We start from the raw sequence: 25,900 nt of genomic DNA, 5'->3' as shown, positions 1-25,900 counted from the left end.
GGAGTAGCGTCGATGACATCAGTAAATCTGTTCTGGCGCCGGGCGAAATTGCCATTGGCCGTCAGCCTCGCTTCTACGCTCGCCGGCCCTGCATTCGGCGTCAGTTTCAACATCGGTGAAATCGAAGGTCAGTTCGACTCGTCGCTGTCCGTGGGGGCCAGCTGGTCGACGGCCAAGCCGAACCAGAACCTGATCGGCGTCAACAACGGCGGCAAGGGGCTGTCGCAGACCTCCGACGACGGCCACCTGAACTTCAAGCGCGGCGAGACCTTCTCGAAGATCTTCAAGGGCATCCACGACCTGGAGCTCAAGTACGGCGACACCGGCGTGTTCGTGCGTGGCAAGTACTGGTACGACTTCGAACTCAAGGACGAACACCGCCAATTCAAGGACATCAGCGACTCCAACCGCAAAGAGGGCGCCAAGTCGTCCGGTGCCGAGCTGCTCGACGCCTTCGTCTACCACAACTACTCGATTGGCGAACTGCCGGGTTCGGTGCGTTTCGGCAAGCAGGTGGTGAGCTGGGGTGAAAGTACCTTCATCGGTGGTGGCATCAACTCGATCAACCCCATCGACGTTTCCGCGTTCCGCCGCCCGGGTGCCGAGATCAAGGAAGGCCTGATCCCGGTCAACATGTTCTACATCTCCCAGAGCCTGACCGACAACCTGTCGGCCGAAGCCTTCTACCAGCTGGAATGGGACCAGACCGTCGTCGACAACTGCGGCACCTTCTTCTCCCAGCCGGACATCATCGCCGACGGTTGCACCGACAACCTGCGCGTATTGTCCAGCAGCCGCACCATGACCCCGGCACAGATCGCCGGCCTGGCCAACTTCGGCGTGGACGTGAACGAGGAAGGCATCAAGGTGGCGCGCGGCCCCGACCGCGATGCCCGTGACAGCGGCCAGTTCGGTGTTGCCCTGCGCTACATGTTCGAACCGCTCAATACCGAGTTCGGCGCCTACGCCATGAACTACCACAGCCGTGCGCCGATCTTCAGCGCCACGGGGGCTTCTGCACAGGCCTACGCCATTGCCGGCATGGTCGACCCGCGCACCGGCGCCGCCATCGTGGCGGGCAACTCCAAGTACTTCGTCGAGTATCCCGAAGACATCCGCCTGTACGGCCTGAGCTTCTCCACCACCCTGCCTACCGGCACCGCGTGGAGCGGTGAAATCAGCTACCGGCCGAACGCACCGGTGCAGCTGAACACCACCGACATCCTGTACGCCGGGGTCACCCAGCTGGGCGGCACGTTCGGCAATGCCTCGCTGCTCAAGGGCCAGGCCGATACCGACCTGCACGGCTACAAGCGCAAGGAAATCACCCAGTTCCAGACCACCCTGACGCACTTCTTCGACCAGGTGATGGGCGCCAGCCGCATGACCGTGGTAGGTGAAGTGGGCGTGACCCACGTGGGCGGCCTGGAAAGCGCCGACAAGCTGCGCTACGGCCGCGATCCGGTGTATGGCCCTGGCCCGCTGCCGGATACCTTCGGCCTCAATACCTGCACGGACATCCTCAACGCCGGCACCATCGGTGGCGCCGCGCCTGGCGGTGGTTCCTCCGCCAACCGCAGCCGCAAGTGCGAAAAGGACGGCTACACCACCAGCACCTCGTGGGGCTACCGTGGCCGCGTGATCTGGGACTACAACGATGTGTTCGCCGGGGTCAACCTCAAGCCGAGCGTGGCCTGGTCGCATGACGTGTCCGGCTACTCGCCAGGCCCGGGCGGCAACTTCGAGGAAGGGCGCAAGGCGGTCAGCCTGGGCCTGGACGCCGAATACCAGAACACCTACACCGCGAGCCTGTCGTACACCAACTTCTTCGATGGCAAGTACACCACCGTGGATGACCGCGACTTCATCGCCCTCAGCTTCGGCGTGAACTTCTAAGCACTGATCCGGGAAGACCAAGATCATGAAAGCAACCAAGAGTCTGTTGAAAATCGGTGTGCTGAGCCTGTCGCTGCTCGCCACCGGCGTGATGGCGGCGGTGTCCGCCGACGAAGCCGCCAAGCTGGGCACCAGCCTGACCCCGATGGGCGCCGAGAAGGCCGGCAATGCCGACGGTTCGATCACTGCCTGGCAGCCCCTGAGCACCACGGCCGGTTCGGTCGATGCCAAGGGCTTCCTGTCCGACCCGTACGGCAACGACAAGCCCAAGTTCACCATCACCGCGCAGAACGTCGACCAGTACAAGGACAAGCTGTCCCCTGGCCAGTTGGCCATGTTCAAGCGCTATCCGGACACCTTCAAGCTGCCGGTGTACCCGACCCAGCGTGGCTCCACGGTGCCGGACTCGGTGTTCGCCGCCATCAAGAAGAACGCCACCACCACCAACCTGGTAGCTGGCGGCAACGGGCTGGAGAACTTCCAGATCGCGATTCCGTTCCCGATCCCGAAAAGCGGTGTGGAGGTGATCTGGAACCACATCACCCGCTACCGTGGCGGTGGCGTCACGCGTGTGGTGAACCAGGCCACGCCGCAGCAGAACGGCAGCTACAGCATGGTGAAGCTCGAGGAACAGTTCATGTTCCGCGATCGCCTGAAGGATTTCGATCCGGCCAACCCTGGCAACGTGCTGTTCTACTTCAAGCAGAAAGTGACCGCCCCGCCGCGCCTGGCCGGTACCGTGCTGCTGGTTCACGAGACCCTCGACCAGGTCAAGGAGCCGCGCAAGGCCTGGATGTACAACGCTGGCCAGCGCCGCGTGCGCCAGGCCCCGCAAGTGTCGTATGACGGCCCGGGTACCGCCGCTGACGGCCTGCGTACCTCCGACAACCTGGACATGTTCAACGGTGCGCCGGACCGCTACGACTGGAAGCTGGAAGGCAAGAAGGAGATGTACATTGCCTCCAACAGCTACAAGCTCGATTCGACGAGCCTCAAGTATGCCGACATCATCAAGCCGGGGCATATCAACCAGGACCTGACCCGTTACGAGCTGCGTCGCGTGTGGCATGTGGTGGGTACCCTGAAGCCGGGCCAGCGGCACATCTATGCCAAGCGTGACTTCTACATCGACGAAGACACCTGGCAAGCGGCCGTGATCGACCAGTACGACGGCCGCGGCCAGCTGTGGCGGGTATCCGAGGCACATGCCCAGGACTACTACAACAAGCAGGTGCCGTGGTACACCCTGGAAGCCATCTACGACCTGCAGTCGGGCCGTTACCTGGCGCTGGGCATGAAGAACGAAGAGCAGAAGGCCTACAACTTCGACTTCACTGCCAGCAAGGCCGACTTCCAGCCGGCAGCGCTGCGCCAGGATGGTGTGCGCTGAGTTAGAACCTCCTCCGTGTGATCCCCAGAACGCCCCGGCTTGACCGGGGCGTTTCTGTGTGTGGCCCGACAACAGGCCGTGAGGGGCAATGCGGGATGAACTGCACGCAATGCCGCGCTTCGTGAGTTTTTGTCGCTTTTTGTTGTAGTCTTTTTTCCGACCTCTGCGCCAATCATCTTCAAATGTGCCGTTTAAAGCGCTAGTCTCGGCGGGTCTGTTCTGCCGAAGACTTCCAACTAAAACGAGCCGGCCATGACTGATCTGTCGCGTATGCAAGGGTTCGCCAGCCAGGCCATCAGCGCTGTGGAGGGCCGCTTCTACCGTCCACCACTGCCCGAGGGGCACGTGCCGCGCCCGCGGCTATGCCAGCGCCTGCACGCCGGCCTTAGCGGTCGACTGCTGCTGGTTTCGGCGCCCGCCGGTTTCGGCAAGAGCTCGCTGGCCGTGGAGTTCTGCCAGAGCCTGCCCGCCTCGTGGGGCAGCCTGTGGCTGGGGCTGAGCCAGCGCGACAGCGACCCCGGGCGCTTTCTGGAACGCCTGCTCGAAGGGCTGCAGCAGTTCTGCCCGGACCTGGGCAACCAGGCCCTGGGCCTGCTCAAGATGCGCCAGCGGCACCAGCCTTTTGCCTTCGAGGAGTGGCTCGACAGCCTGCTCGACGAACTGGCCCTGCACCTGCACCCGCAGAACCCGCTGCTGCTGGTGCTCGACGACTACCATCTGGCCCAGGGCCCGGTGCTCGACCGCTGCCTGCAGTTCTTCCTCAATCACTTGCCGCCTGGCCTGGTGCTGCTGGTCACCAGCCGCCAGCGTCCCGACTGGCACCTGGCGCGCCTGCGCCTGTCGCAGCAGTTGCTCGAACTCACCGAACAGGACCTGCGCCTGAGCCCCGAGGAATCCCTGGCCGTGCTCGACCAGCACCCCACCACGCTGCGTGGCCAGGCCCTGGACAACCTGATTCAACGCAGCGATGGCTGGGTCGCCGGCCTGCGCTTCTGGCTGCTGGCCGCCTCCGAGGCGGGGGTCGACACCGCCTTGCCCCACGCCCTGCATGGCGGCGAGGGGCTGATCCGCGACTACCTGCTCGAAGAAGTCATCGACTGCCTGCCGCCTGAGGTGCAGGCGTTTCTCTACGACACCGCCTGCCAGGAGCGTTTTTGCGCCGACCTGTGCGATGCCCTGCGCGAAAGCCACGACAGCGCGCAGATACTTCGTTACCTGAAGGCACACCAGGTGTTTCTGGTACCGCTGGACGAGCAGGGTCAATGGCTGCGTTATCACCACCTGTTCTCCGACCTGCTGCGCACCCGCCAGGCCAGCCAGCCGCTGGCCAGCCTGCACCTGCGCGCGTGCCGCTGGTTCCACGCCCAGGGCCTGCTCGACGAGGCGGTGGAGCAGGCCCTGCGCGCCGGTCACCTGGACGTGGCGGCCAACCTGGTGCAGAACCTGTCCGAAGAGCAACTGCTGGCCGAACAGAACGTCGGCATGCTGCTGCGCTGGAAGATGGACCTGCCCGACAGCCTGCTGATCAGCACCCCGCGCCTGATCGTGCTGTACAGCTGGGCGCTGGGGCTGGCCTGCCAGCTGGATGCGGCCGAGGAACTGGTCAGCCACCTCAGCCGGTTCCTGCCGGCGCCTTCGGCCACGGCGCAGAAGTCCATGCTGGCGCAATGGCTGGCCCTGAGCGGAATCATCGCCCGCGGTCGCGGCGACCGTCTGAAAACCCGCTCGTACTGCCAGCAGGCGCTGCGCAGCCTGCCCACCAAGCGCTACGGCCAGCGCCTGATGTGCCTGTCCACGTTGTCCAACCTGGCCATCGCCGAGGGCGATTTCTGGCACGCCCGTGGCTGGAACCGCGAGGCGCTGGAGCTGGCACGGCGGGTCGGCAACCCGTTGTTCGAGGCCCTGGCCCACTACGATCGCGCGCGGGTGCTGCATGCCCGTGGCGAGGTCCTGCGTTCGATGGAGGAGGTGCGCCACGGCCTGCAACGCCTGCAAGGGCTGTCGGCCCAGCGCCTGTACGCGGCGCGTGCGCGCCTGGCGCTGTACGAAGGCTACCTGCTGGTCGCCGGGCTGCAGCCCCAGGAAGGGCGTGCGCGCTTGCGCGCCGGGCTGGTGGAAGCGCGTGCCTGTCGCGACATCAGCGTGCTGATCGGGCATTGTGTGCTGGCCACCCTGGACGGGCGCGAGGGGCGTTTTACCGAGGCCTTCTGCGAGCTGGCCGAGGCCGAGCGCCTGATGCATATCTGGGACGTGCCGCCGGTGTTCTACCTGGCCATGATCACCCTGGTCAAATGCGAGCTGTGGCTGGCCCAGGGGCGCATGGACCTGGCCGAATCCTGGCTGCTGCGCCTGGGCCAGACCTACGGTGGCGAACGTGCCGCCGCCGCACCGGAGTTCCATCCGCTGCTGCCTTTGCACATCGAACTGCAGCAGGCCCTGCTGGAACAGGCCCAGGGGCGTACCGCACAGGCCGCACAACGCCTGCAGGCGCTGACCGAGCACGGGCGCAGCAATGGCGGCCAGCTGCTCGGCACCACCGCGGTGTGTCAGCATATCGGCCTGTTGCTGGCGAGCGGTGCTGCAGAGGCGGCCGTGGTGTTGCTGCCCCAGGCCCTGGAGGCCGCGCAGGGGGGCGTGCTGCAACCCTTCCAGCGGCTGCTGGAAGATCACCCCGAGTGGATGCGCGAGCAGTTGCTGGCCCAGCCGGCGGGGCCGGTGCAGGCGCGCCTGCTGTCGCTGTTGCCGGTGGTTGATACCCCGCCGGCCCCCGGGGCGGGCACCGAGGCCCTGAGTGCGCGAGAGATGTCGGTGCTCAAGCTGATCGCGCTGGGGTGCTCCAACCAGCAGATCAGCGAGCAACTGTTCATTTCGTTGCACACCGTCAAGACCCACGCCAGCCACATCAACAGCAAGCTCGGCGTCGAGCGGCGCACCCAGGCGGTCGCCCGGGCCAAGGCGCTGGGCCTGTTGTAGCACGGCAGTCGGCCAAGTATGATGGCATCGCGCCATCACGCTTGGCGCGTTGGCTTCATGCCGCATGCTTGCGGCGCCTCAAGCAAAGTGCACGTGCTGCCGATAGCCTTTCCGAGGCCTGCAGCCGTTGACGTTGCTTGCCAAGCAGCATGCGCTGGCGATGATCGTCGCGCTGCTTGCGTCCTGAAGCCGAGCCTGTCCCTGTAGGCGCCTTGGCGCCGCTCTTCTTTCTTCCAAGTCAGGTTTTGTGGATGTTGGTGTATAGCCAAAAAAGTTTTCTGATCGTCGATGACTTCACCGACTTCCGCACGTCCGTGCGTTCGATGTTGCGGGAAATGGGTATCCGCGACGTCGATACCGCCGAGAGCGGCGAGACGGCGATTCGCATGTGCGGGCAGAAGCGCTATGACTTCATCCTGCACGACTTCCACCTGGGCGACGGCAAGAAGAACGGCCAGCAGGTGCTGGAAGACCTGATGATCGACAAGCTGATCAGCCACGAGGCGATCTTTGTCATGGTGACGGCCGAGAGCAGCCAGGCGGTGGTGCTCAGTGCCCTGGAGCACGAGCCGGACGCCTACCTGACCAAGCCCTTCAACCGCCTGGGGCTGACCCAGCGCCTGGACAAGCTGGTACAGCGCAAGACCCTGCTCAAGCCTATCTTGCAGGCGCTGGACCGTGGCCGACCGGCCGAAGTGCTGCTGGCCTGCGACAACCTGTGCAAGCAGGACCCGCGCTTTGCGCCGCTGTGCCTGCGCTACCGTGCCGACGCCCTGGGCGCCCTCAACCGGCATGAAGAGCTGGAGCGCTTTCTCAAGGCGATCCTGGCCAATCGCCCTACGCCATGGGCATACGCGGCGCTGGGCAAGCTGCTGTTCAAGCGCGGCCAGGCCGTCCAGGCCAAGGAAATCTACGAACAGGCGATCAAGGCGTTTTCGATGATGCCCGGCCTGTACGACGGCTTGGCCGACGTGCTGGCTGCCGCAGGTGAAACCCGCCGTGCCCAGTCGGTGCTCGAAGAGGCCGTACGCCTGTCGCCGCTGGCGGTCCGCCGGCAGATGCAACTGGGCAAGCTGGCCCTGGGCAACGCCGACTTCGACACCTCGTCGCGGGCCTATCGCCAGGCCGTGAGCCAGGGCCAGAATTCGCGTTTCAAAGACCCTGAAAGCAACCTGGGCCTGGCCCAGGCGCTGATCCAGAAGAACGTGGGCAACGGCCTGGATGCACGCACACGGGTGGAGCTGAACCAGGTGCTGGGCGATGTGGCCAAGGAGTACACCGACGACCAGGGCCTGCAGGTACGTGCGCGCTTGATCAAGGCCACCGGCCTGGCGCAGGCGGGCGATGCCGAGACGGCCGCCAAGCTCACCGAGGCGGCGGTTGCGCGGCTGGAGAACATGGACCAGTTCTTCTCGGCCGAAACCGCCCTGGCAGTGGCTGCGCAGTTGCAGCAACTGGGTCAGGAGGCGGCGGGCACGGCCATCCTCAAGAACTGCGTGGAAGTCTACGGTGACGACGCGAGCGTGATGCAGAGCATCGCCAAGCTGACCGACGACCCGACTATTCTGGGCGCCGGCAACGAAGCCGTCGACCTCAACCGCCAGGGCGTGCGCAGCTATCAGGCCGGCAAGGTCGGCGAGGCGCTGGAGCAGTTCCGGCGCGCGCTGGCGTTGCAGCCCAAGAACATCAGCATTGCGCTGAACACTGCCCAGGCGCTGCTGCGCATGGCCGGGGAAAACCCCTCGAGCGCCGCGCTGGAGGAATGCCGCGCGTGCCTGGCCAAGGTGGCGGGCATTCCCAATACCGATCCGCGCTACGAGCGCTATCGAAAACTGCGTATCCGGGCGGTGGGCTCATGAGCAACGATTCCCAGGGGCTGGATTTTTCCACGGTGATCGCCTCCACCGTACACGACATGAAGAACTCCCTGGCGATGCTGATGCAGGCGCACAGCCAGTGGCTGTCGCGCCTGCCGGCCGCCCAGGCGCAAGGCCCGGAGCAGGCGGTGGTGGAGCACGAGTTCGCGCACCTCAACGGCATGCTCGTGCAGCTGCTGGGGTTGTACAAACTCGGGGTCAATCAGTTGCCCATGTGCCCCGACTACCATGACCTGGACGACTTCATCGGCGGCCTGCTGGCCTCCAATCAGCCGATCATCGACAGCCGCGAGATCATTGCGCGCTACGAGATCGATGCCTTCAACCCGCTGGGCTTCTTCGACCGCGAGCTGGTCGGTTCGGTGATCTCCAACGTGATCAACAACGCCATCCGCTATGCCGGGCACGCCTTGCTGGTCACGGTGGCCGAGCAGGGCGAGCAACTGGTGCTGAGCATCAATGACGACGGCCCGGGTTATCCACAGGGCATGATCGACCGTCAGGCCGACTACGTGCAGGGCATCAACCTGCACACCGGCAGCACCGGGTTGGGCCTGTACTTCGCTGAACGCATTGCTGCGCTGCACGAGCGCAACGGTGTGCGCGGGCGCATCGAGATCGCCAATGGCGGTGCCCTGGGCGGCGGCCTGTTCCAGCTGTACCTGCCCTGAGCCAGTCGCCGGTCGGCCAGGGCGTTGCACCAAAGTCTACAAATTAAACGGTTAGTACATAAAATCCCGTAACATAGGCCACCTGCATTTCTTGTGTCCCGGTTCGCGTCTTCGTCGCTGACCGGGTGGTGATCTATTGTCTTTCGGGAGGGCCGTTTGAGCCTCTTTTCGCGTTTTCCGTTCAGCCCCCTCGCGTTTGCCGTGGGCCTTTCTTCCAGCCTGCTGGCGTGTGCGGTGCAGGCCGATGCATTCGACAACCTTGTCGACAGCCCGACCCTGAGCGGCGACTGGGGCGGCAGCCGCTCACGCCTGGAGGCGAGCGGCGTCAAGCTCACCGGCGAATATGTGTCGGAAACCATGGGCTTGGTCAGCGGTGGCCTCAAGCACGGTGCGCGCTATGCGCAGCAGGTCCGCCTGGGCGCCACCTTCGACCTCGAGACATTGCTGGGCGAGGCGGATGCAGGCACGGTCCAGCTGACGATCAATGACCGGCGCGGCAACAGCGCCTCGCAAGACCTGGTGGGCAACCGGCTGCCGGTGCAGGAGATCTACGGCGGGCTGTACACGCGCCTGAGCGAACTGAGCTATGCGCGCAGCCTGTTCACCGACGACCTGAACGTCAAGCTCGGCTGGATGGCCATGGGCAATGACTTCGGCGGCATGGGCATCCTCACCAACTTCGTCAACGCAGGTTTCTGCGCGCACCCGCTGAGCATGTCCGGTGGCAGTGGCTGGGGCAACTACCCCACGGCGCACTGGGGCATGGAGCTGAAATACCGCATCAGCCCCGAGTGGACGGTGCAGACCGCCTGGTTCAACGTGAACCCCGAGACCAACAGCGCCTCGTCCAAGGCCTTCGACCTGACCTCCAGCGGCACCACCGGGGCCATCCTGCCGGTGGAGCTGATCTACAACAACCTGGCTACCTATGATGGGCAGTACAAGTTCGGCTGGTATTACGACACCTCCGACACTGCGCGCATCGGCCAGCCCGACAGCAAGGCGGCGGGGCGTCACGGTGCCTATGTCCTGGTCGATCAGATGGTATGGCGTTCGGATTCGACCCGGGGGCGCAGCGTACGCCTGTTCGCGCAGGCCACCGACACCGACACGGCCACTTCGCCGTTCTCGCACTGGTACGCGGCCGGAGCGGTGCTGAGCCGACCGTTCGCTTCGCGCGAGCATGACAACGTGGGGTTGGCGTACGGCCGTGCGGTGTTCAACTCGCGCAGCCGCGATGTCCAGATCGCCAACCTGGAGCGCGGTGGCGACCTGGCCCAGGCGCAGAGTGTCAGCAACCTGGACATGGGCGAGCAGTTGGTGGAACTGAGCTACACCGCCCAGGTAACCCGCTGGCTGACGGTGCGCCCGAGCGTGCAGTACGTGATGGAGCCGGGTGCATTTTCCGGCAAGGACACCCAGGACGCGTTGCTGGCCGGCGTACAGGTGAAGGTGCAGTTCTGATGGAGTGAGCGCGATGCGCTTGTTCGCCGGGAGGCTGACCCCTGCACAGGACTGTAGGAGCCAGCCTTGCTGGCGAAGAGGGGTGCATGACATCATCCCGCGCCCAGATCGCCCAGGATGGCCTCGCCTTCATGCTTCGCACTGCACTGCTGGCCCTCGCTCTGTTGTCCTTCCCGAGTCGAACCGGTTCAGCGTCTACTCGCAGGGCGAATGGGTTGAGTTGTGACGCGAATCGTGGCTGACTGCGCGCTCTTTTTCATCGAGCCCCTGCCGTAGCCATGAGTGAACTCACCGTCGAACTGATCCCGACCGGCCCTGAACACATCGAGCTGATTCGCAACCTCTACCAGTTCTATGCCTACGAGTCCTCGGACTGGGAGCAGGAAGACGTCGAGGTGGACGGCCGTTTCTACATCCACGACGAGCACCTGGCCCGCTACTGGCAGGAGCCGCAGTGGAGCGCCAACCTGATTCTGGTCGATGGCTACATCGCCGGCTTCCTGCTGGTCGAGCGCAGCGAACTGGCAGGGCTGGACGCACAGGAGCTGGCCGACCTGTTCATTCTCAAGCGCTACCGGCGCAAGGGCATCGGCCAGGCATTGGCTACCCAGGTGCTGATGAGTGGGGAAGGGGACTGGCTGGTGCGCTTCTATGACCAGGATGAAACCTCACAGGCGTTCTGGCGCAGCGTGCTCGACAACCTGCCACGGCCGGTGCAGGCCATCGAACTGGATGACGAGGGCGAGTTGCTGAGCTTTTTGATTACGCGGGCGGTCATGCACTGAGGCCGCTGATAGCCTGGTCCGACACGGTGGTGCCTGGTGCCTTTGGCCAGCAAGGGTGCGCATTGCAAAAACCAGGGCTTCTGCAATGAACTACAGTTTGTCCCGAGGGAATTTTTATCGCAGCTCGCGTTCCAAGCCTGGCAGGGAACCGCCGTCGGTCCGCTGCATACACGAATTCTGTAGGAGCTTGTCCATGTTCACCATGCGTCGTCTGATTATCGTCGCTACTGCTGCTGCCCTGATGACTGGCTGCGCCAGTCAGAACCCCTATGACAACCAGGGCCAGGCGCAAGGCTCCACCGGGATGAGCAAGACCGCCAAGTACGGCGGCCTGGGCGCATTGGCCGGTGCCGTTGCCGGTGCCGCCATCGACCACAACAACCGTGGCAAGGGTGCGTTGATCGGCGCCGCCGCGGTGGGCGCCGCCGCCGCCGGCTACGGCTACTACGCCGACCGCCAGGAAGCGGCACTGCGCGAGAGCATGGCCAACACCGGTGTCGAAGTGCAGCGTCAAGGCGACCAGATCAAGCTGATCATGCCGGGCAACATCACCTTCGCCACCGACTCGGCGAGCATTGCACCAAGCTTCTACGCGCCGCTGAACAACCTGGCCAACTCGTTCAAGCAGTTCAACCAGAACACCATCGAAGTGGTCGGTTTCACCGACAGCACCGGCAGTCGCCAGCACAACATGGACCTGTCGCAGCGTCGTGCACAGGCCGTGAGCACCTACCTGACCTCCCAGGGCGTCGACCCTTCGCGCGTGAGTGCGCGTGGCCTGGGCCCGGACCAGCCGATCGCGAGCAACGCCGATGCCAACGGGCGTGCGCAGAACCGTCGGGTGGAGGTGAACCTCAAGCCGATTCCTGGGCAGCAGTACCAGTAAACCTTTTCGCCAGCAATGCTGGCTCCTACAGGGGACTCACGCCGTTGTAGGAGCCGGCCTTGCCGGCGAAGGACTCACTGCTGGCGCATCCGCTCCAGCCGTGCATCCTTCTCTTCCCACAACCGGTTGATCCACTGCTGGAACGCCAGCCTGTAGGCTTCATCCTGGTCGTAGCTGCGTCCCAGGAATTCCTTGGGAATCGCCAGCGCCTCGAACGTCACCTCCACCCGCGCCACCCGCCCGCACAGCAGGTCCCAGAAGCCCGGTGTGCCCTGCGGGTAATGGATCGTCACGTTGATGATCGACTCCAGTTGCTCGCCCATCGCATCCAGCACGAAGGCAATGCCGCCCGCCTTGGGTTTGAGCAGGTGCCGGAACGGCGAACCCTGTTCGGCATGCTTGGCGGGGGTGAAACGCGTGCCTTCGGCAAAGTTGAAGATCGCCGTGGGCTTGCCACGGAACCTGGCGCAGGTACGGCGTGTGGTCTGCAGGTCCTTGCCCTGTTTTTCTGGGTGTTTGGCCAGATAGGCCTTGCTGTAGCGCTTCATGAACGGAAAGCCCAGCGCCCACCAGGCCAGGCCGATCACCGGCACCCAGATCAGCACCTGCTTGAGGAAGAACTTGAGCGGTCGGATACGCCGGTTGAGCACGTATTGCAGCACCATGATGTCCACCCAGCTCTGGTGGTTGCTGGTCACCAGGTAGCTGTGCTGGTAGTCCAGCCCGGCCAGCCCCTCGATGTCCCAGCGGGTGCGCCCGACCAGGTTCATCCAGCCCTTGTTGTTGCTGATCCAGGCTTCGTGGATGTGCCGCATCAGTTCGTCGGTGACGCGCTGCGCGGCGGCAAAGGGCAGGCACAGCTTGAACAGGCTGACGATGAACAGCGGTGTGCAGCACAGGATGGTGTTGGCGGCCAGCAGCAGCGAGCCGATGACTCCGCGCACGGGCGCGGGCAGAAAAGCGAGCATGGTCAGTTATCCAGCGAGCGGTTGGCCTGAATCGCGGTCAGGGCAATGGTGTAGACGATGTCGTCGACCTGGGCGCCACGCGGCAGGTCGTTGACCGGCTTGCGCAGGCCCTGCAGCATCGGCCCCAGGCTCACGCAATCGGCGCTGCGCTGCACGGCCTTGTGGGTGGTGTTGCCGGTGTTCAGGTCGGGGAACACGAACACCGTTGCGCGTCCGGCCACCTTGCTGTTGGGCGCCAGCTGGCGGGCGATGTCCTGGTTGGCGGCGGCGTCGTACTGCAACGGCCCATCGATCTGCAGGCCACGCTGGGTTTCCTGGGCCAGCAGGGTGGCCTCGCGCACCTTCTCGACCTCTTCGCCGCTGGCCGAATCGCCACTGGAATAGCTTATCATCGCCACCCGCGGGGTAATGCCGAAGGCTTCGGCCGAATCGGCGCTTTGCAGGGCAATTTCGGCCAGCTCGCCGGCAGTGGGGTGCGGGTTCATCACGCAGTCGCCATACACCAGCACCTGCTCGGGGAACAGCATGAAGAACACCGACGACACCAGGCTGCAGCCGGGGGCGGTCTTGATCAGTTGCAGGGCCGGGCGGATGGTGTTGGCGGTGGAGTGCACCAGGCCCGAGACCAGGCCGTCGACCTCGTCCAGGGCCAGCATCATGGTGCCGATCACCACCGGGTCTTCTAGCTGCTGCTCGGCCATCGGCGCGTTCAGGCTCTTGCTCTTGCGCAGGCTGACCATAGGCTCGACGTAGCGCTCGCGAATCAGGTCCGGGTCCAGAATCTCCAGCCCCTCGGGCAGGCTGATGCCCTGGGCGCGGGCCACTGCCTGTACGTCCTCGGGCCTGGCCAGCAGCACGCAGCGGGCGATGCCGCGGGCCTGGCAGATGGCGGCGGCCTGCACGGTCATCGGCTCGGCGCCTTCGGGCAGCACGATGCGCTTGTTGGCCTGCTGGGCACGCTGGATCAGCTGGTAGCGGAACACCGCAGGCGACAGGCGCATCTCGCGCGGGGTGCCGCAGCGCTGGTTGAGCCAGTCGGCGTCCAGGTGGCTGGCCACGAAGTCGGTGATGATCTCCGCGCGCTCGCGGTCGTCCACCGGGATTTCCTTGTTCAACTGGTTCAGCTGGTTGGCGGTGTCGTAGGAGCCGGTACTCACCGACAGCACCGGCAGGCCGGCCAGCAGGGCGCCCTGGCACAGTTCGAGGATGCGCGGGTCGGGCTTGCTGTCGCTGGTCAGCAGCAGGCCGGCCAGTGGCACACCGTTGATCGCCGCCAGGCTGACGGCCAGGATGATGTCGTCGCGATCACCCGGGGTCACCACCAGCGTGCCGGGCTTGAGCAGCGGCACGGTGTTGGCCACGGTGCGGGCGCAGATGATGATCTTGTTCATGCGCCGGGTTTCGTAGTCGCCGGCGTTGAGTACCTGGGCACCGAGCAGCTCGGCCACGTCGCGGGTGCGCGGGTCGTTGAGCCCGGCCTGGAACGGGATGCAGCCCAGCAGGCGGAACTCGCCGCTGCGCAGCAGGGGCGAATGCTCCTGCAGGCGGCTGGCGAAGGTGTCCATCGGTTCGTCGCTGCGCACCTTGTTGAGGATCACGCCCAGCACCTTGGGGTCGCGCGGGCCGCCGAACAGCTGGGCCTGCAGCTCGACACGGCCCGACAGCTCGGCCAGCACGTCGTTTTCCGGCGCCGACACCAGGATCACCTCGGCGTCCAGGCTCTTGGCCAGGTGCAGGTTGACCCGTGCGGCGTAGCTGGCATGGCGGGTCGGCACCATGCCCTCGACCACCAGCACGTCCTTGCCGATGCAGGCCTGCTGGTACAGGGTGATGATCTCTTCGAGCAGTTCGTCCAGCTGGCCATCGCCGAGCATGCGTTCCACATGCGCCAGGCTCAGCGGTTGCGGCGGCTTGAGGCCGTGGGTGCGGGCGACCAGTTCGGTGGAGCGTTCCGGGCCGGTGTCGCCGGGGTGGGGCTGGGCGATCGGCTTGAAGAAGCCGACCTTGAGTCCGGCGCGTTCCAGGGTGCGCACCAGGCCCAGGCTGATGGAGGTCAGGCCGACACCAAAGTCGGTCGGCGCGATGAAAAATGTCTGCATGCGAGCTTCTCGAAGTGAGCTGTTGCAAAAGAATCAATTGCCAAGGGTAGCGCTATCGACCCCCTGAGCGCACCAGCCGCAGGCAAATGGCTGGCCGATTCGTTGCTGGCGCAGGTCTGCGTCCAGCACCCAGCCACGCGACTGCCACGGCGGTTCGTGGCGCAGGTGCTGGGTATGCCCGCACGACAGTTCGACCACCCAGTGGCCATGCTCGTCCTGATGAAAACCCAGCACCCGGCTGGGAAAAGCGGCTTCCCGTTTGTCCGGGTTGCGTTCGCTTTCAGGCGATGCGTTGGTTACACTTGTTCGTTCTACATTCTTATGCAAAAGGTCTCGCCCCATGCCGATCGCCGCCAACAAGGCTGTCTCCATCGACTATACCCTGACCAACGACGCTGGTGAGGTCATCGATAGCTCCAACGGCGGCGCGCCGCTGGTTTACCTGCACGGTGCAGGCAACATCATTCCGGGCCTGGAAAAAGCCCTGGAAGGCAAGGATACCGGCGCCGAGCTGGACGTTGCCATCGAGCCGGAAGACGCCTACGGCGAATACCTGGCCGAACTGGTCAGCACCCTGAACCGCAGCATGTTCGAAGGTGTCGACGAGCTGGAAGTGGGCATGCAGTTCCACGCGTCCGCCCCTGATGGCCAGATGCAGATCGTGACCATCCGTGACCTGGACGGCGACGACGTGACCGTCGACGGCAACCACCCACTGGCTGGCCAGCGCCTGAACTTCAAGGTCAAGGTCGTTGCCGTGCGTGATGCCAGCGAAGAAGAAATCGCCCATGGTCACGTGCATGGCGAAGGTGGCCATCAGCACTGATTTCTGCGCTAAGCTCAGAAGGTCGCTAAGGCGCCCGGGCAAGTCTGTCGTGTTCTCCCAGGAGGCAGACGGCTTGGCCGGGCGCTTTTTTAGTGGGCAGCATTTGTTGCGCCAGCCGGGACCGATGCCGGTAACTGGCCGGGAACTGGAAAGGGGAGTACGTCATGAGTGCATTTCACGACCTGAAATTGCAGGCGCTGGATGGCCAGGAGTTGCCATTGGCGCCGTTCAAGGGGCAGGTGGTGCTGGTGGTCAATGTCGCCTCCAAATGTGGCCTGACCCCGCAATATGCGGCGCTGGAGAATCTCTACCAGCATTACAAGGACAAGGGCTTCAGCGTGCTGGGCCTGCCGTGCAACCAGTTTGCCGGGCAGGAGCCGGGCAGCGAGCAGGAGATCGCCCAGTTCTGCAGCCTGAACTACGGGGTGAGCTTCCCGCTGGGCAGCAAGCTGGAGGTCAACGGCCCGGAGCGGCATCAGCTGTACCGCCTGCTGGCCGGTGAAGGCGCCGAGTTCCCGGGGGATATCACCTGGAACTTCGAGAAGTTTCTGGTAGGCAAGGACGGCCGAGTGCTGGCGCGCTTTGCGCCGCGTACTGCGCCGGATGATGCCACGGTGGTGCAGGCTATCGAGAAAGCCTTGGCCTGACGTGCCCCTTCGCCGGCAAGGCCGGCTCCTGCAATGGATGCACCGTCGTATGCAGGAGCCGGCCTTGCCGGCGAAAAATCCACCCCGATCACCGCTATCAATAGTACTGGGGTCAGCGACAATCCCGCCCTATGCTCAGGCGCCACCCCTTTCCCAGGAGCGCCGAATGCCTGCTCAAGCCCTGTTCACCCCCTTCAAGCTGGGCGCCCTCGAGCTGCCGACCCGTGTGGTCATGGCACCGATGACCCGAACCTTCTGCCCCGGCGGTGTGCCTCATGCGCAGGTGGTCGAGTATTACCGCCGTCGCGCCGCTGCCGATGTCGGCCTGATCATCACCGAAGGCACTACCGTCGACCACCCGGCCGCCAACGGTTACCCCAACGTGCCGCGCTTTCATGGTGAAGATGCCCTGGCGGGCTGGAAGAAGGTCGTCGATGCCGTACACGCCGAAGGCGGCAGGATCGTGCCGCAACTGTGGCACGTGGGCAGCGTGCGCCGCCTGGGTACCGAGCCGGACGCCAGCGTGCCGGGTTACGGCCCCAGCGAAAAACTCAAGGATGGCCAGGTGGTGGTGCACGGCATGAGTCATGCCGACATCCGCGACGTGATCGAGGCGTTCGCCCAGGCTGCCCGCGATGCCAAGGCCATCGGCATGGATGGCGTCGAGATCCACGGCGCACACGGCTACCTGATCGACCAGTTCTTCTGGGCTGCGAGCAACCAGCGCAGCGATGAGTACGGCGGCGACCTGGCCGGCCGCTCGCGCTTTGCCATCGAGCTGGTGCAGGCGGTACGCGCCGCCGTAGGCCCGGACTTTCCGATCATCCTGCGCTTCTCGCAATGGAAGCAGCAGGACTACAGCGCCCGCCTGGTCGACAACGCCGAGGCGCTGGGCGAGTTCCTGCGCCCGCTGGCCGACGCCGGCGTGGATATCTTCCACTGCTCCACGCGTCGCTTCTGGGAGCCTGAGTTCGAAGGCTCGGACCTGAACCTGGCTGGCTGGACCCGCCTGCTCACCGGCAAGCCCACCATCACCGTGGGCAGCGTGGGCCTGGATGGGGAGTTTCTGCAGTTCATGGTCGACACCGACAAGGTGGCGCAACCGGCCAGCCTGGAGAAACTGCTGCAGCGCCTGGGCGACCAGGAGTTCGACCTTGTGGCCGTAGGGCGTGCCTTGCTGGTGGATGCCCAGTGGGCGGCCAAGGTGCGTGAGGGGCGCGAGCAGGACATCCTGCCGTTCAGCCGCGAGGCGCTGACGAGCCTGGCTTGACCAGCAGCGCCGCATCGACGCGGCGCTGAGACGGTGCCGGTGCCTGTTCGCAGGCGCCGCGCAGGTGCGCCTCGAACTGTTCGACGATGGCCGGCCAGCCCTGGCGGCTGGCATGCTGGCGGGCATTGAGGCGCACCCGGCGCAAGGTCTCGCTGTCTTCCAGCAGCCAGCTGGCGGCATCGATGAAGGCCTCTGCATCCCCCGGCATGGCCAGTGCGCCACTGTGCCCATGACGAATGTGCTGGGCTGCTGCGGCCTCGTCGTAGGCCACCACCCCAAGGCCGGAGGCCAGCGCCTCCAGCACCACGTTGCCGAAGGTTTCGGTCAGGCTCGGGAACAGGAAGATATCCCCCGAGGCGTAGTGTTCGGCCAGGCATTCGCCGCGCTGTACCCCGCAGAACACTGCACCTGGCAACTGCTGCTCGAGTGCGCCGCGCTGCGGGCCGTCCCCCACCACGATCAGGCGCAGGTTGCGCAGGGGGTAGGCCTTGCGCAGGGCGTCCAGGCACTGGCCGAGCAGGCCCAGGTTCTTCTCGGTGGCCAGGCGCCCCACATGCAGCAGGGCGATGTCGTCGGGCCCAAGGCCCCACTGGTCGCGCAAGCTCTGGCGGCGCCGGGCCGGGTTGAACAGGCTGCTGTCGACCCCGCGCGACAGCAGGGTCAGGCGTTCGAAGCCGCGCCGCTGCAGCTCCAGGCGCTGGCTGACGCTGGGCACCAGGGTGCTGTGGCAGCGATGGTGGAAGCCGCGCAGGTAACGGGTGACCAGCCGCGTGAGCAGGCCGAAGCCGTACTGGCCGGAGTACTGCTGGAAGTTGGTGTGAAAGCCGCTGACCACCGCGATGCCCAGGCGCCGCGCCGCCCGCAGTGCACTCAGGCCCAGTGGCCCCTCGGTGGCGATGTACAGCACGTCCGGGCGGTCGCGGCGCCAGCGGCGCAGCAGCTTGTGCATCGACACCTGTCCCCACTGCAGGCCGGGGTAGCCGGGCAGGGGCCAGCCACGGCACAACAGCAGGTCGGCCTGCGCAGGGCCGGCGGCATCGCCGGCCTGGCGCGGGCGCACCAGCTCCACCCGGTGGCCGCGCAGGCGCAGGCCTTCGTGCAGGCGGCCAAGGGTGTTGGCCACGCCATTGATTTCGGGTGGGAAGGTTTCGCTGACAAGGGTTATGTGCAGGGCGGCGGGACTGGTCATGGGAGGATTTTCCGAGGTGCCGATTGCGCCCGGATGACAGCAAAATGACGGATACATGACGCCCGATCATTGGCGCTTTTGCGCTGTGAAAATAAGCTTGGCCAGCGCCTCAAGAATGCCGCATCGCCAGCCGATGAAGTTGCATTCGAATGAGACTTTCGCTCCAGGAGCGGTGATGTTCAACAGCAAACTGAAACAAGAAAATGCCAGGCTGCGCGAAGAGCTGATGACCATGGAGCAGGTCAAGTGCAGCCTGGACAGCGAGATGCTGGTGCTGCAACTGGACCCCCAGGGCCGCATCGAAGCGGTCAACGGCAACTTCGAGAAAGAGATGCGCTACAGCAGCCAGCAGCTGCTGGGCCGCAACATCGAAGAGATCGTGCCGGCGCATGTGAAGCCGCTGGATTTCTACCAGCGCATGAAGCAGGCGATCAATCGCGGCGAGCACCTCAACGGCGCGTTTCGCCTGCTGCGCGGCAGCGGCGAGGAAGCCTGGCTGCGCTCGATCCTGCAGCCGGTCAAGGGCAGCGATGGGCGCCTGCGCTACTTCACCCTGCACTCCAGCGACCTGACCCGCACCATCGAGACGTCACGCGAGCACGAGAGCCTGATCAAGGCCCTGATGCGCTCCACGGCAGTGATCGAGTTCAACCTCAATGGCGAGGTGCTGGCTGCCAACGACCGCTTCCTCAAGACCATGGGCTATTCCCTGGAACAGGTGCGCGGCAAGCACCACCGCATGTTCTGCGAGCCGGAAGAGTACAACTCGGCGCATTACCAGCAGTTCTGGGAAAAACTGCGCCGTGGCGAGTTCGTGGCCGAGCGCTTCAAGCGCATCGATGCCCATGGCCGCGTGGTCTGGCTGGAGGCGTCGTACAACCCGATCATCGACGCCCATGACGTGCTGTACAAGGTGGTCAAGTTCGCCACCGTGATCACCGACCAGGTCAACCAGGAAGCGGCGGTGGCCCACGCCGCCGACATCGCCTACACCACGTCCCTGGACACCGACTCCAGTGCACGTCGCGCCACCGAGGTGGTGACTCAGACGGTCGAGGTCATGCGCGGCCTGGAGACGTACATGCAGCAGGCCGCCGACGGCATCGAGGCGCTGGACAAGCAGTCCCAGGTGATCGGTTCGATCATCAAGACCATCAGCGACATTGCCGGGCAGACCAACCTGCTGGCGCTCAATGCGGCCATCGAAGCCGCGCGTGCCGGCGAGCAGGGCCGGGGTTTTGCGGTGGTGGCCGACGAGGTGCGGCAACTGGCCTCGCGCACCAGCAGCGCCACCGAGGAAATCGCCCGGGTGGTGCAGCAGAACGCCCAGTTGGCCAAGGCGGCGGTCGACATCATCGACAACAGCAAGCGCCAGGCCGAAGAGGGCCTGTCGCTGGCCGGGCAGACCGGCACGGTGATCGTCGAGATTCAGGACGGGGCGCAGAAGGTGGTGGACGCGGTCGGCCAGTTCTCCAACCAGCTGGCGCCCTGACGGCGCGGTGGCGGCGGCCTTGCACCGTCGCCACCGTCGCCCCGGCAACCGTCAGCCGCGTTCGCGCACCCAGAACAGCGTGGCACCGGCGATGGCGGCAGGCATCATCACGATGTTCACGAACGGGATCAGCAGCACCAGGTACACCGAGCCGCCAAAGCCCAGGCTCTGCCAGCGCTTGGCACGCAGCCAGGCGAGCATGTCCTGCCAGCTCATCTTGTTGTTGTCTGCCGGGTAGTCGATGTACTGGATGGCCATCATCCAGACACCGAACAGCAGCCACAGCGGTGCGGCCACGATGTTGACCACCGGGATCCACGACAGGATGAACAGCGCCAGGGCGCGCGGCACGAAGTAGCCCAGCTTGCGCAGTTCGCGGCTCAGGGTGCGCGGCACCATGGCGGCCAGTTCGCCCCAGCTGAAGGCCGGGAACGGGTCGGTGCCACGTACCACCACCTCGACCTTTTCGGCCAGAAAACCGTTGAACGGTGCCGCGATGATGTTGGCCAGCATGGTGAAGGTGAAGAACACCATCAGCACCACCAGCACCACGAACAGCGGCCACAGCACATAGTTGAGAAAGCTCAGCCAGCCCGGCAGGGTCGGGATCAGCGAGTCCACCCACAGGCTGAACTGGTGACCGGCAAAATAGATCAGGCCTACGAACAGCAGCAGGTTGACCGCCAGCGGCAGCAGCACGAACAGGCGCAGGCCCGGGCTCAGGACCAGTTTCAGGCCCTCGCGCAGGTATTGGGGGCCAGACAGGACAGGGGCTTGCATAAAAGGCTCCGAGCGGTGGTAAACGCGCCGACCTTACCGAGTTTGACGCCTGGGCGAAAGCGCGGCGAAATGCGCGCAACCCCCGGTAACAAAACCCTGTCGATCATTTAATAGGCAAAGCGGCCGGTGCTCGGCAGGTGAATAGAGGTCGTCTATAAGGTGGATTGTCTAAGGATATTTCCTTAATCTCTGCCTCCTCGTTACAGTCGCACCAATTTCACGGTTTCCAGAACCTGCGGCCAAAAGCCTTCCCCAAGTGCTTCGCGGGTTCTTTTTTATTCCAGCCGGTGCCCCCGGCGTCATGTGGCTGGCTCGCCAGCTCGACAGGAGCGTTTCATGTCTGAAGTTCGTCATTCGCGAGTGATCATTCTCGGTTCCGGCCCTGCCGGTTACAGCGCCGCCGTGTACGCGGCCCGTGCCAACCTCAAGCCGCTGCTGATCACCGGCATGCAGGCTGGCGGCCAGCTGACCACCACCACCGAAGTCGACAACTGGCCGGGCGATGCACATGGCCTGACCGGCCCAGCGCTGATGCAGCGCATGCAGGAGCATGCCGAGCGTTTCGAGACCGAAGTGGTGTTCGACCACATCAACGCCGTGGACCTGGCCAACAAGCCGTTCACCCTCAAGGGCGACAGCGCCACCTACACCTGCGACGCACTGATCATCGCCACCGGCGCCAGCGCGCGCTACCTGGGCCTGCCGTCGGAAGAGGCGTTCATGGGCAAGGGCGTTTCGGCCTGCGCGACCTGTGACGGGTTCTTCTACCGCAACAAGCCGGTGGCCGTGGTCGGTGGTGGCAACACTGCCGTCGAGGAAGCCCTGTACCTGGCCAACATCGCCAGCAAGGTGACCCTGGTGCACCGCCGCGAGACCTTCCGCGCCGAGAAGATCCTGATCGACAAGCTGCACGCCCGCGTGGCCGAAGGCAAGATCGAGCTCAAGCTCAACGCCACTCTGGACGAGGTGCTGGGCGACAACATGGGTGTGACCGGTGCGCGCCTGAAGAACAACGACGGCAGCTTCGATGAAGTGAAGGTCGACGGCGTGTTCATCGCCATCGGTCACACCCCCAACACCTCGCTGTTCGAAGGCCAGCTGGCGCTCAAGGATGGCTACATGGTGGTCAACGGCGGGCGTGACGGCAATGCCACCGCCACCAGCATCGAGGGCGTATTCGCCGCCGGCGACGTGGCCGACCACGTGTACCGCCAGGCGATCACCTCGGCCGGTGCCGGCTGCATGGCGGCACTGGATGTCGAGCGTTACCTGGACGGCCTGCAGAACGCTTCGTTCTGATTGGCCCCTTCGCCGGCAAGGCCGGCTCCTACAGGTTCATGCACAACCCTGTAGGAGCCGGCCTTGCCGGCGATGTTTCTTACAGGCTCAGGCGCATCGACAGGTCCACTGCCTTCACATCCTTGGTCATTGCCCCGATCGAGATGTAGTCCACCCCCGTCTCGGCAATTGCGCGCAACGTGCTTTCGCTGATCCCGCCGCTGGCTTCCAGCTTGGCCTTGCCGGCATTGAGGCGCACCGCCTCGCGCATTTCATCCAGGTTCAGCTCGTCGAGCATGACGATGTCGGCCCCGGCCTCCAGCGCCTGCTGCAGTTCATCCAGGCTCTCCACCTCGATTTCCACCGGCTTGCCCGGCGCAATGCGGCGCGCCGCAGCGATCGCTTCGGCAATCCCGCCGCTGGCGGCAATGTGGTTTTCCTTGATCAGAAACGCGTCGTACAGGCCGATGCGATGATTGTGGCAGCCGCCGCAGGTCACTGCGTACTTCTGCGCCAGGCGCAGGCCCGGCAGGGTCTTGCGCGTATCCAGCAGCTTGACCTGGGTATCGGTCACCAGGTCGGCCAGGTGCCGCGCATGGGTGGCCACCCCCGACAGCAGCTGCAAAAAGTTCAGCGCGCTGCGCTCGCCGGTCAGCAGCGAGCGGGCCGGCCCTTCCAGGTGGAACAGTGCCTGGTTGGCCGTGGCCCGGTCGCCGTCCTTGACCTGCCAGTGCACCGCCACCCGCGGGTCGAGCTGACGAAACACCGCGTCCACCCAGGCCGTGCCGCTGATCACGCAGTCGTCGCGGGTAATGATGGTGGCCTTGGCCAGGCGCTCGGCAGGAATCAGCTGGGCGGTGATGTCGCCGCTGCCGACATCCTCGAGCAACGCACGGCGCACGTTGGCTTCGATTTCGGCGGTCAGGTCGGCGAGGCGTAGATTCGGCATGGTGGGCTCCACAAGCTAGGTGGCCGCGATTATAGGGCAGCCCGGGGCGGGCGTGCAGCAATCCGCCTTTGGTCGCAGCAAATGAGCATTTGCGCCCCATGGCGGTCTATCCACAGGCTGGCCGAAACGTACTGCACAGTTCGCTGGCAGGCCGCGCGTTTTTGCCAGATAATGCGCGCCTTGTAATTGGCGTCATGACTTTGACAGCCATTCAATCCACTTCGTAGCCAACCCAGCAAGGAGACCGGGATGCCCAATGACGGGAAGGTGGTGCCGTTCAAGGCGGCCACCGATCAGGCGTCACGCACGCCGTTCGCTCGTCTGCCGGTCATCCTGCTGCAAGTGCGCGACAAGGCAGCGCAGCACCTGCGCCAGGCGCTGCAGGGGCTGTTCGACAACGCCGACGACACGCTCTTCGAAATGGCCGACACGGCCGCCGACAACCATGACCGCAGCCTGTTCTTCGAAGCGATGCGCGACCTGCGCCTCAAGCGCAAGAGCATCGAGCGTGCCTTCCTCGACCTGTTCTATGACGCCTTCATCGATATTGCCGGCAACGACCCGACCGCGCCGTTGGCGCGCCGTGGCTACGACAGGCAGGCGCTGATGGCCGACGATGCGCGTGAGCGGGCCCAGGCCGTGGAGACGATGGTGGCCCGCGTGGCCACGCGTGACGGTTTCGCCCTCGGCCAGCTGACCCTGCGCATGAACAGCCTGATCAGCCAGCGCCTGGACGATCGCGCCAACCCGCTGGGGCCGGCGCTGCTGTGCGAGTACTTTCTGCAGGCCGGGCGCAGCCTGGGCGTGGGCATCAAGGTCAAGCTGATACTGCTCAAGCTGTTCGAGCGTTACGTGCTGTGCGACGTCGGCCAGTTGTACGGCGAAGCCAACCAGCTGTTGAGCGCCACCGGGATCCTGCCCGACCTCAAGAGCGCGCCGGGCTGGCGCACCCCGGCGGCCGAACCGGCGCACCCGGCCGGCGATCCGGAGGTCAAGCCAGCCCCGCTGATGGCCGATGCCGGGGCGCAGGCCGCCTTCGCCTCGCTGCAGGTGCTGTTGTCTCCGGTGCGCGGTCGGGTGGCCCCGCGCCTGGAGCCCTATGACCGGGTGCAGCCGATCAGCAGGCAGGACCTGCTGCGCCTGCTCTCGCACCTGCAGCAGTTCGTGCCGGCAGCGGGGGAGGTGCAGGACTTCGACCTGCGCCACCAGCTGGAGCAACTGCTGACCCGGGCCAGCGTGCAAAGCGGCAAGTACCGCAGGGTCGAGGTGATCGATGAGGATGTGATCAACCTGATCGCCATGCTCTTCGACTTCATCCTCGGCGATCGCAACCTGCCGCATTCGCTGCGCCAGTTGATCGCACGCCTGCAGATCCCGATGCTCAAGGTGGCGCTGCTCGACAAGAGCTTCTTCAGCCGCGCCACCCACCCGGCGCGCCGCCTGCTCGACGAGATTGCCGCAGTGGCGATGGGCTGGGGCGCGCGTGATGACGTGCAGCGCGACGAGCTGTACCTGCGGGTCGAGGCCATCGTGCAGCGCCTGCTCACCGATTTTGCCGACGACCCGCAGATCTTCGCCGAGCTGCTGGCCGAGTTCCTTGCTTTCAGTGCCGATGAGCGCCGCCGTACCGAGTTGCTCGAACAGCGCACCCGCGATGCCGAAGAGGGCCGGGCACGCACCGTGCTGGCGCGCCAGCAGGTTGAAAGCGAACTCAACCTGCGCCTGCTCGGCAAGTGCCTGCCGCAAGGCGTGGTACGGGTGATCGAGCAGGCCTGGAGCCAGGTGCTGCTGCTGGCCTGCCTCAAGCATGGGCGGGGTTCGACCCAGTGGCAGGACGCGCTGGCCAACATGGACCTGTTGCTCTGGAGCGTCGAGTCACACACAGGCGACGACCGTGCTCGGCTGCTGGAGCAGGTGCCGGGCCTGCTCAAGGCCCTGCGCGAGGGGTTGACCCGGGTTGCCTACGACCCCTTTGCCACCAGCGAGTTCTTCGCCCAGCTCGAAGCGCTGCACCTGCAGGCTGTGGAAGGGGCAGGGCACCCCGGCCAGGCGCGTATCGAGCGGGTGCTGGTGCGTGACCGCATCGTACTGCTGGGGCCGGAGTCGGTGGTGGCGGGCGGGCTGTGCTCCAGCCTGCCCGACGACGACCCGGCGCTGCACCAGGTGCGCGACCTGCGCCCGGGGGCCTGGATCGAGCTGCGCGACGAGGATGACGAGCCGGTGCGCGGCAAGCTGATCGCGATCATCGACAGTACCCACACCTATGTGTTCGTCGACCGTACCGGGCGCAAGCTGCGCGAATGGTCGCAGCAGGGGCTTGCCGGGGCGTTGAGCCAGGGCCAGGTACGCCTGCTCGATGCCACCCAGCTGTTCGAACGTGCACTGGGTTCGGTGGTCAGCCAACTGCGCCAGCGCCAACCCTGAGCGCCCGCACTTTTTAACGATACAACCGTCGATTCC

Annotated in this window: 20 protein-coding genes; 14 read left to right on the top strand and 6 right to left on the bottom strand. The window is 65.1% G+C overall.

Annotated elements, in window-relative coordinates; translation table 11 throughout:
• The first annotated feature begins 12 nt into the window (after positions 1 to 12).
• The 8 genes from V9K84_RS17810 (at position 13) to V9K84_RS17775 (ending at position 11,942) form a co-directional block, all read left to right on the top strand.
• Positions 13 to 1,896: a DUF1302 domain-containing protein gene (locus V9K84_RS17810; RefSeq protein WP_088515274.1), complete on the top strand. Its 1,884-nt coding sequence runs from the start codon at positions 13 to 15 to the stop codon at positions 1,894 to 1,896.
• A gap of 25 nt (positions 1,897 to 1,921) precedes the next feature.
• Complete coding sequence (locus V9K84_RS17805; protein WP_043864362.1) at positions 1,922 to 3,286, top strand: DUF1329 domain-containing protein; 1,365 nt, start codon at positions 1,922 to 1,924, stop codon at positions 3,284 to 3,286.
• 252 nt (positions 3,287 to 3,538) lie between these two features.
• The gene (locus V9K84_RS17800; RefSeq protein WP_088515275.1) at positions 3,539 to 6,259 is read left to right on the top strand and encodes a LuxR C-terminal-related transcriptional regulator; all 2,721 of its coding nucleotides are present in this window, start codon (positions 3,539 to 3,541) and stop codon (positions 6,257 to 6,259) included.
• Between the two features lie 251 nt (positions 6,260 to 6,510).
• Positions 6,511 to 8,118 (top strand): tetratricopeptide repeat-containing response regulator, encoded by a 1,608-nt coding sequence (locus V9K84_RS17795; RefSeq protein WP_043864364.1) that lies wholly within the window; start codon positions 6,511 to 6,513, stop codon positions 8,116 to 8,118.
• Positions 8,115 to 8,807 carry a HAMP domain-containing sensor histidine kinase gene (locus V9K84_RS17790; RefSeq protein ID WP_054916226.1) on the top strand — a complete coding sequence of 231 codons (693 nt, stop codon included), beginning with the start codon at positions 8,115 to 8,117 and terminating at the stop codon, positions 8,805 to 8,807. The genes V9K84_RS17795 and V9K84_RS17790 overlap by 4 nt, the downstream gene beginning before the upstream one ends.
• A gap of 156 nt (positions 8,808 to 8,963) precedes the next feature.
• Positions 8,964 to 10,271 (top strand): carbohydrate porin, encoded by a 1,308-nt coding sequence (locus V9K84_RS17785; RefSeq protein WP_088515276.1) that lies wholly within the window; start codon positions 8,964 to 8,966, stop codon positions 10,269 to 10,271.
• 278 nt (positions 10,272 to 10,549) lie between these two features.
• Positions 10,550 to 11,056: a GNAT family N-acetyltransferase gene (locus V9K84_RS17780; protein WP_054916224.1), complete on the top strand. Its 507-nt coding sequence runs from the start codon at positions 10,550 to 10,552 to the stop codon at positions 11,054 to 11,056.
• 193 nt (positions 11,057 to 11,249) lie between these two features.
• Positions 11,250 to 11,942 carry an OmpA family protein gene (locus V9K84_RS17775; protein ID WP_043864368.1) on the top strand — a complete coding sequence of 231 codons (693 nt, stop codon included), beginning with the start codon at positions 11,250 to 11,252 and terminating at the stop codon, positions 11,940 to 11,942.
• A gap of 74 nt (positions 11,943 to 12,016) precedes the next feature.
• Here V9K84_RS17775 and V9K84_RS17770 read toward each other — a convergent pair whose 3' ends face one another.
• From V9K84_RS17770 to V9K84_RS17760, 3 genes are read right to left on the bottom strand one after another with little or no spacing between them, the layout of a single operon-like run.
• Positions 12,017 to 12,910: an acyltransferase gene (locus tag V9K84_RS17770; RefSeq protein ID WP_088515277.1), complete on the bottom strand. Its 894-nt coding sequence runs from the start codon at positions 12,908 to 12,910 to the stop codon at positions 12,017 to 12,019.
• A gap of 2 nt (positions 12,911 to 12,912) precedes the next feature.
• Complete coding sequence (gene pta, locus V9K84_RS17765; protein ID WP_043864370.1) at positions 12,913 to 15,009, bottom strand: phosphate acetyltransferase; 2,097 nt, start codon at positions 15,007 to 15,009, stop codon at positions 12,913 to 12,915.
• Positions 15,010 to 15,042: 33 nt separating this feature from the next.
• Positions 15,043 to 15,351 (bottom strand): DUF3565 domain-containing protein, encoded by a 309-nt coding sequence (locus V9K84_RS17760; protein WP_043864371.1) that lies wholly within the window; start codon positions 15,349 to 15,351, stop codon positions 15,043 to 15,045.
• On the opposite strand from V9K84_RS17760, the gene V9K84_RS17755 reads away from it, so the two are divergent.
• The 3 genes from V9K84_RS17755 (at position 15,350) to V9K84_RS17745 (ending at position 17,752) form a co-directional block, all read left to right on the top strand.
• Positions 15,350 to 15,835, top strand: coding sequence for a peptidylprolyl isomerase (locus tag V9K84_RS17755; RefSeq protein WP_043864372.1), 486 nt, complete (start codon positions 15,350 to 15,352; stop codon positions 15,833 to 15,835). The two genes, V9K84_RS17760 and V9K84_RS17755, sit on opposite strands and share 2 nt — an antisense overlap.
• A 164-nt stretch (positions 15,836 to 15,999) precedes the next feature.
• Positions 16,000 to 16,482 (top strand): glutathione peroxidase, encoded by a 483-nt coding sequence (locus tag V9K84_RS17750; protein WP_043864373.1) that lies wholly within the window; start codon positions 16,000 to 16,002, stop codon positions 16,480 to 16,482.
• A 166-nt stretch (positions 16,483 to 16,648) separates the two neighbouring features.
• Positions 16,649 to 17,752 (top strand): NADH:flavin oxidoreductase, encoded by a 1,104-nt coding sequence (locus V9K84_RS17745; RefSeq protein ID WP_088515278.1) that lies wholly within the window; start codon positions 16,649 to 16,651, stop codon positions 17,750 to 17,752.
• On the opposite strand, the gene V9K84_RS17740 is transcribed toward V9K84_RS17745, so the two are convergent.
• Positions 17,721 to 18,941, bottom strand: a complete 1,221-nt coding sequence (locus tag V9K84_RS17740; protein WP_043864375.1) for a glycosyltransferase family 1 protein — start codon at positions 18,939 to 18,941, stop codon at positions 17,721 to 17,723. The genes V9K84_RS17745 and V9K84_RS17740 overlap by 32 nt on opposite strands.
• A 175-nt stretch (positions 18,942 to 19,116) precedes the next feature.
• Here V9K84_RS17740 and V9K84_RS17735 point away from each other — a divergent pair, with 175 nt between their 5' ends.
• Positions 19,117 to 20,433 carry a PAS domain-containing methyl-accepting chemotaxis protein gene (locus V9K84_RS17735; protein WP_088515279.1) on the top strand — a complete coding sequence of 439 codons (1,317 nt, stop codon included), beginning with the start codon at positions 19,117 to 19,119 and terminating at the stop codon, positions 20,431 to 20,433.
• Positions 20,434 to 20,484: 51 nt separating this feature from the next.
• On the opposite strand, the gene cysZ is transcribed toward V9K84_RS17735, so the two are convergent.
• Positions 20,485 to 21,213, bottom strand: coding sequence for a sulfate transporter CysZ (gene cysZ / locus V9K84_RS17730; protein WP_054916276.1), 729 nt, complete (start codon positions 21,211 to 21,213; stop codon positions 20,485 to 20,487).
• A 336-nt stretch (positions 21,214 to 21,549) separates the two neighbouring features.
• On the opposite strand from cysZ, the gene trxB reads away from it, so the two are divergent.
• Positions 21,550 to 22,512: a thioredoxin-disulfide reductase gene (gene trxB, locus V9K84_RS17725; RefSeq protein WP_043864378.1), complete on the top strand. Its 963-nt coding sequence runs from the start codon at positions 21,550 to 21,552 to the stop codon at positions 22,510 to 22,512.
• Positions 22,513 to 22,591: 79 nt separating this feature from the next.
• Here trxB and nadC read toward each other — a convergent pair whose 3' ends face one another.
• Positions 22,592 to 23,440 (bottom strand): carboxylating nicotinate-nucleotide diphosphorylase, encoded by an 849-nt coding sequence (gene nadC / locus V9K84_RS17720; protein WP_054916277.1) that lies wholly within the window; start codon positions 23,438 to 23,440, stop codon positions 22,592 to 22,594.
• 249 nt (positions 23,441 to 23,689) lie between these two features.
• On the opposite strand from nadC, the gene V9K84_RS17715 reads away from it, so the two are divergent.
• Positions 23,690 to 25,864 carry a DUF1631 domain-containing protein gene (locus V9K84_RS17715; protein WP_088515280.1) on the top strand — a complete coding sequence of 725 codons (2,175 nt, stop codon included), beginning with the start codon at positions 23,690 to 23,692 and terminating at the stop codon, positions 25,862 to 25,864.
• The last annotated feature ends 36 nt before the right edge of the window (positions 25,865 to 25,900 follow it).

It is taken from the genome of Pseudomonas sp. AE27 (assembly GCF_037113495.1).
Classification (GTDB): Bacteria; Pseudomonadota; Gammaproteobacteria; order Pseudomonadales; family Pseudomonadaceae; genus Aquipseudomonas; species Aquipseudomonas palmensis.
This window is presented reverse-complemented; position numbering and strand designations above follow the sequence as displayed.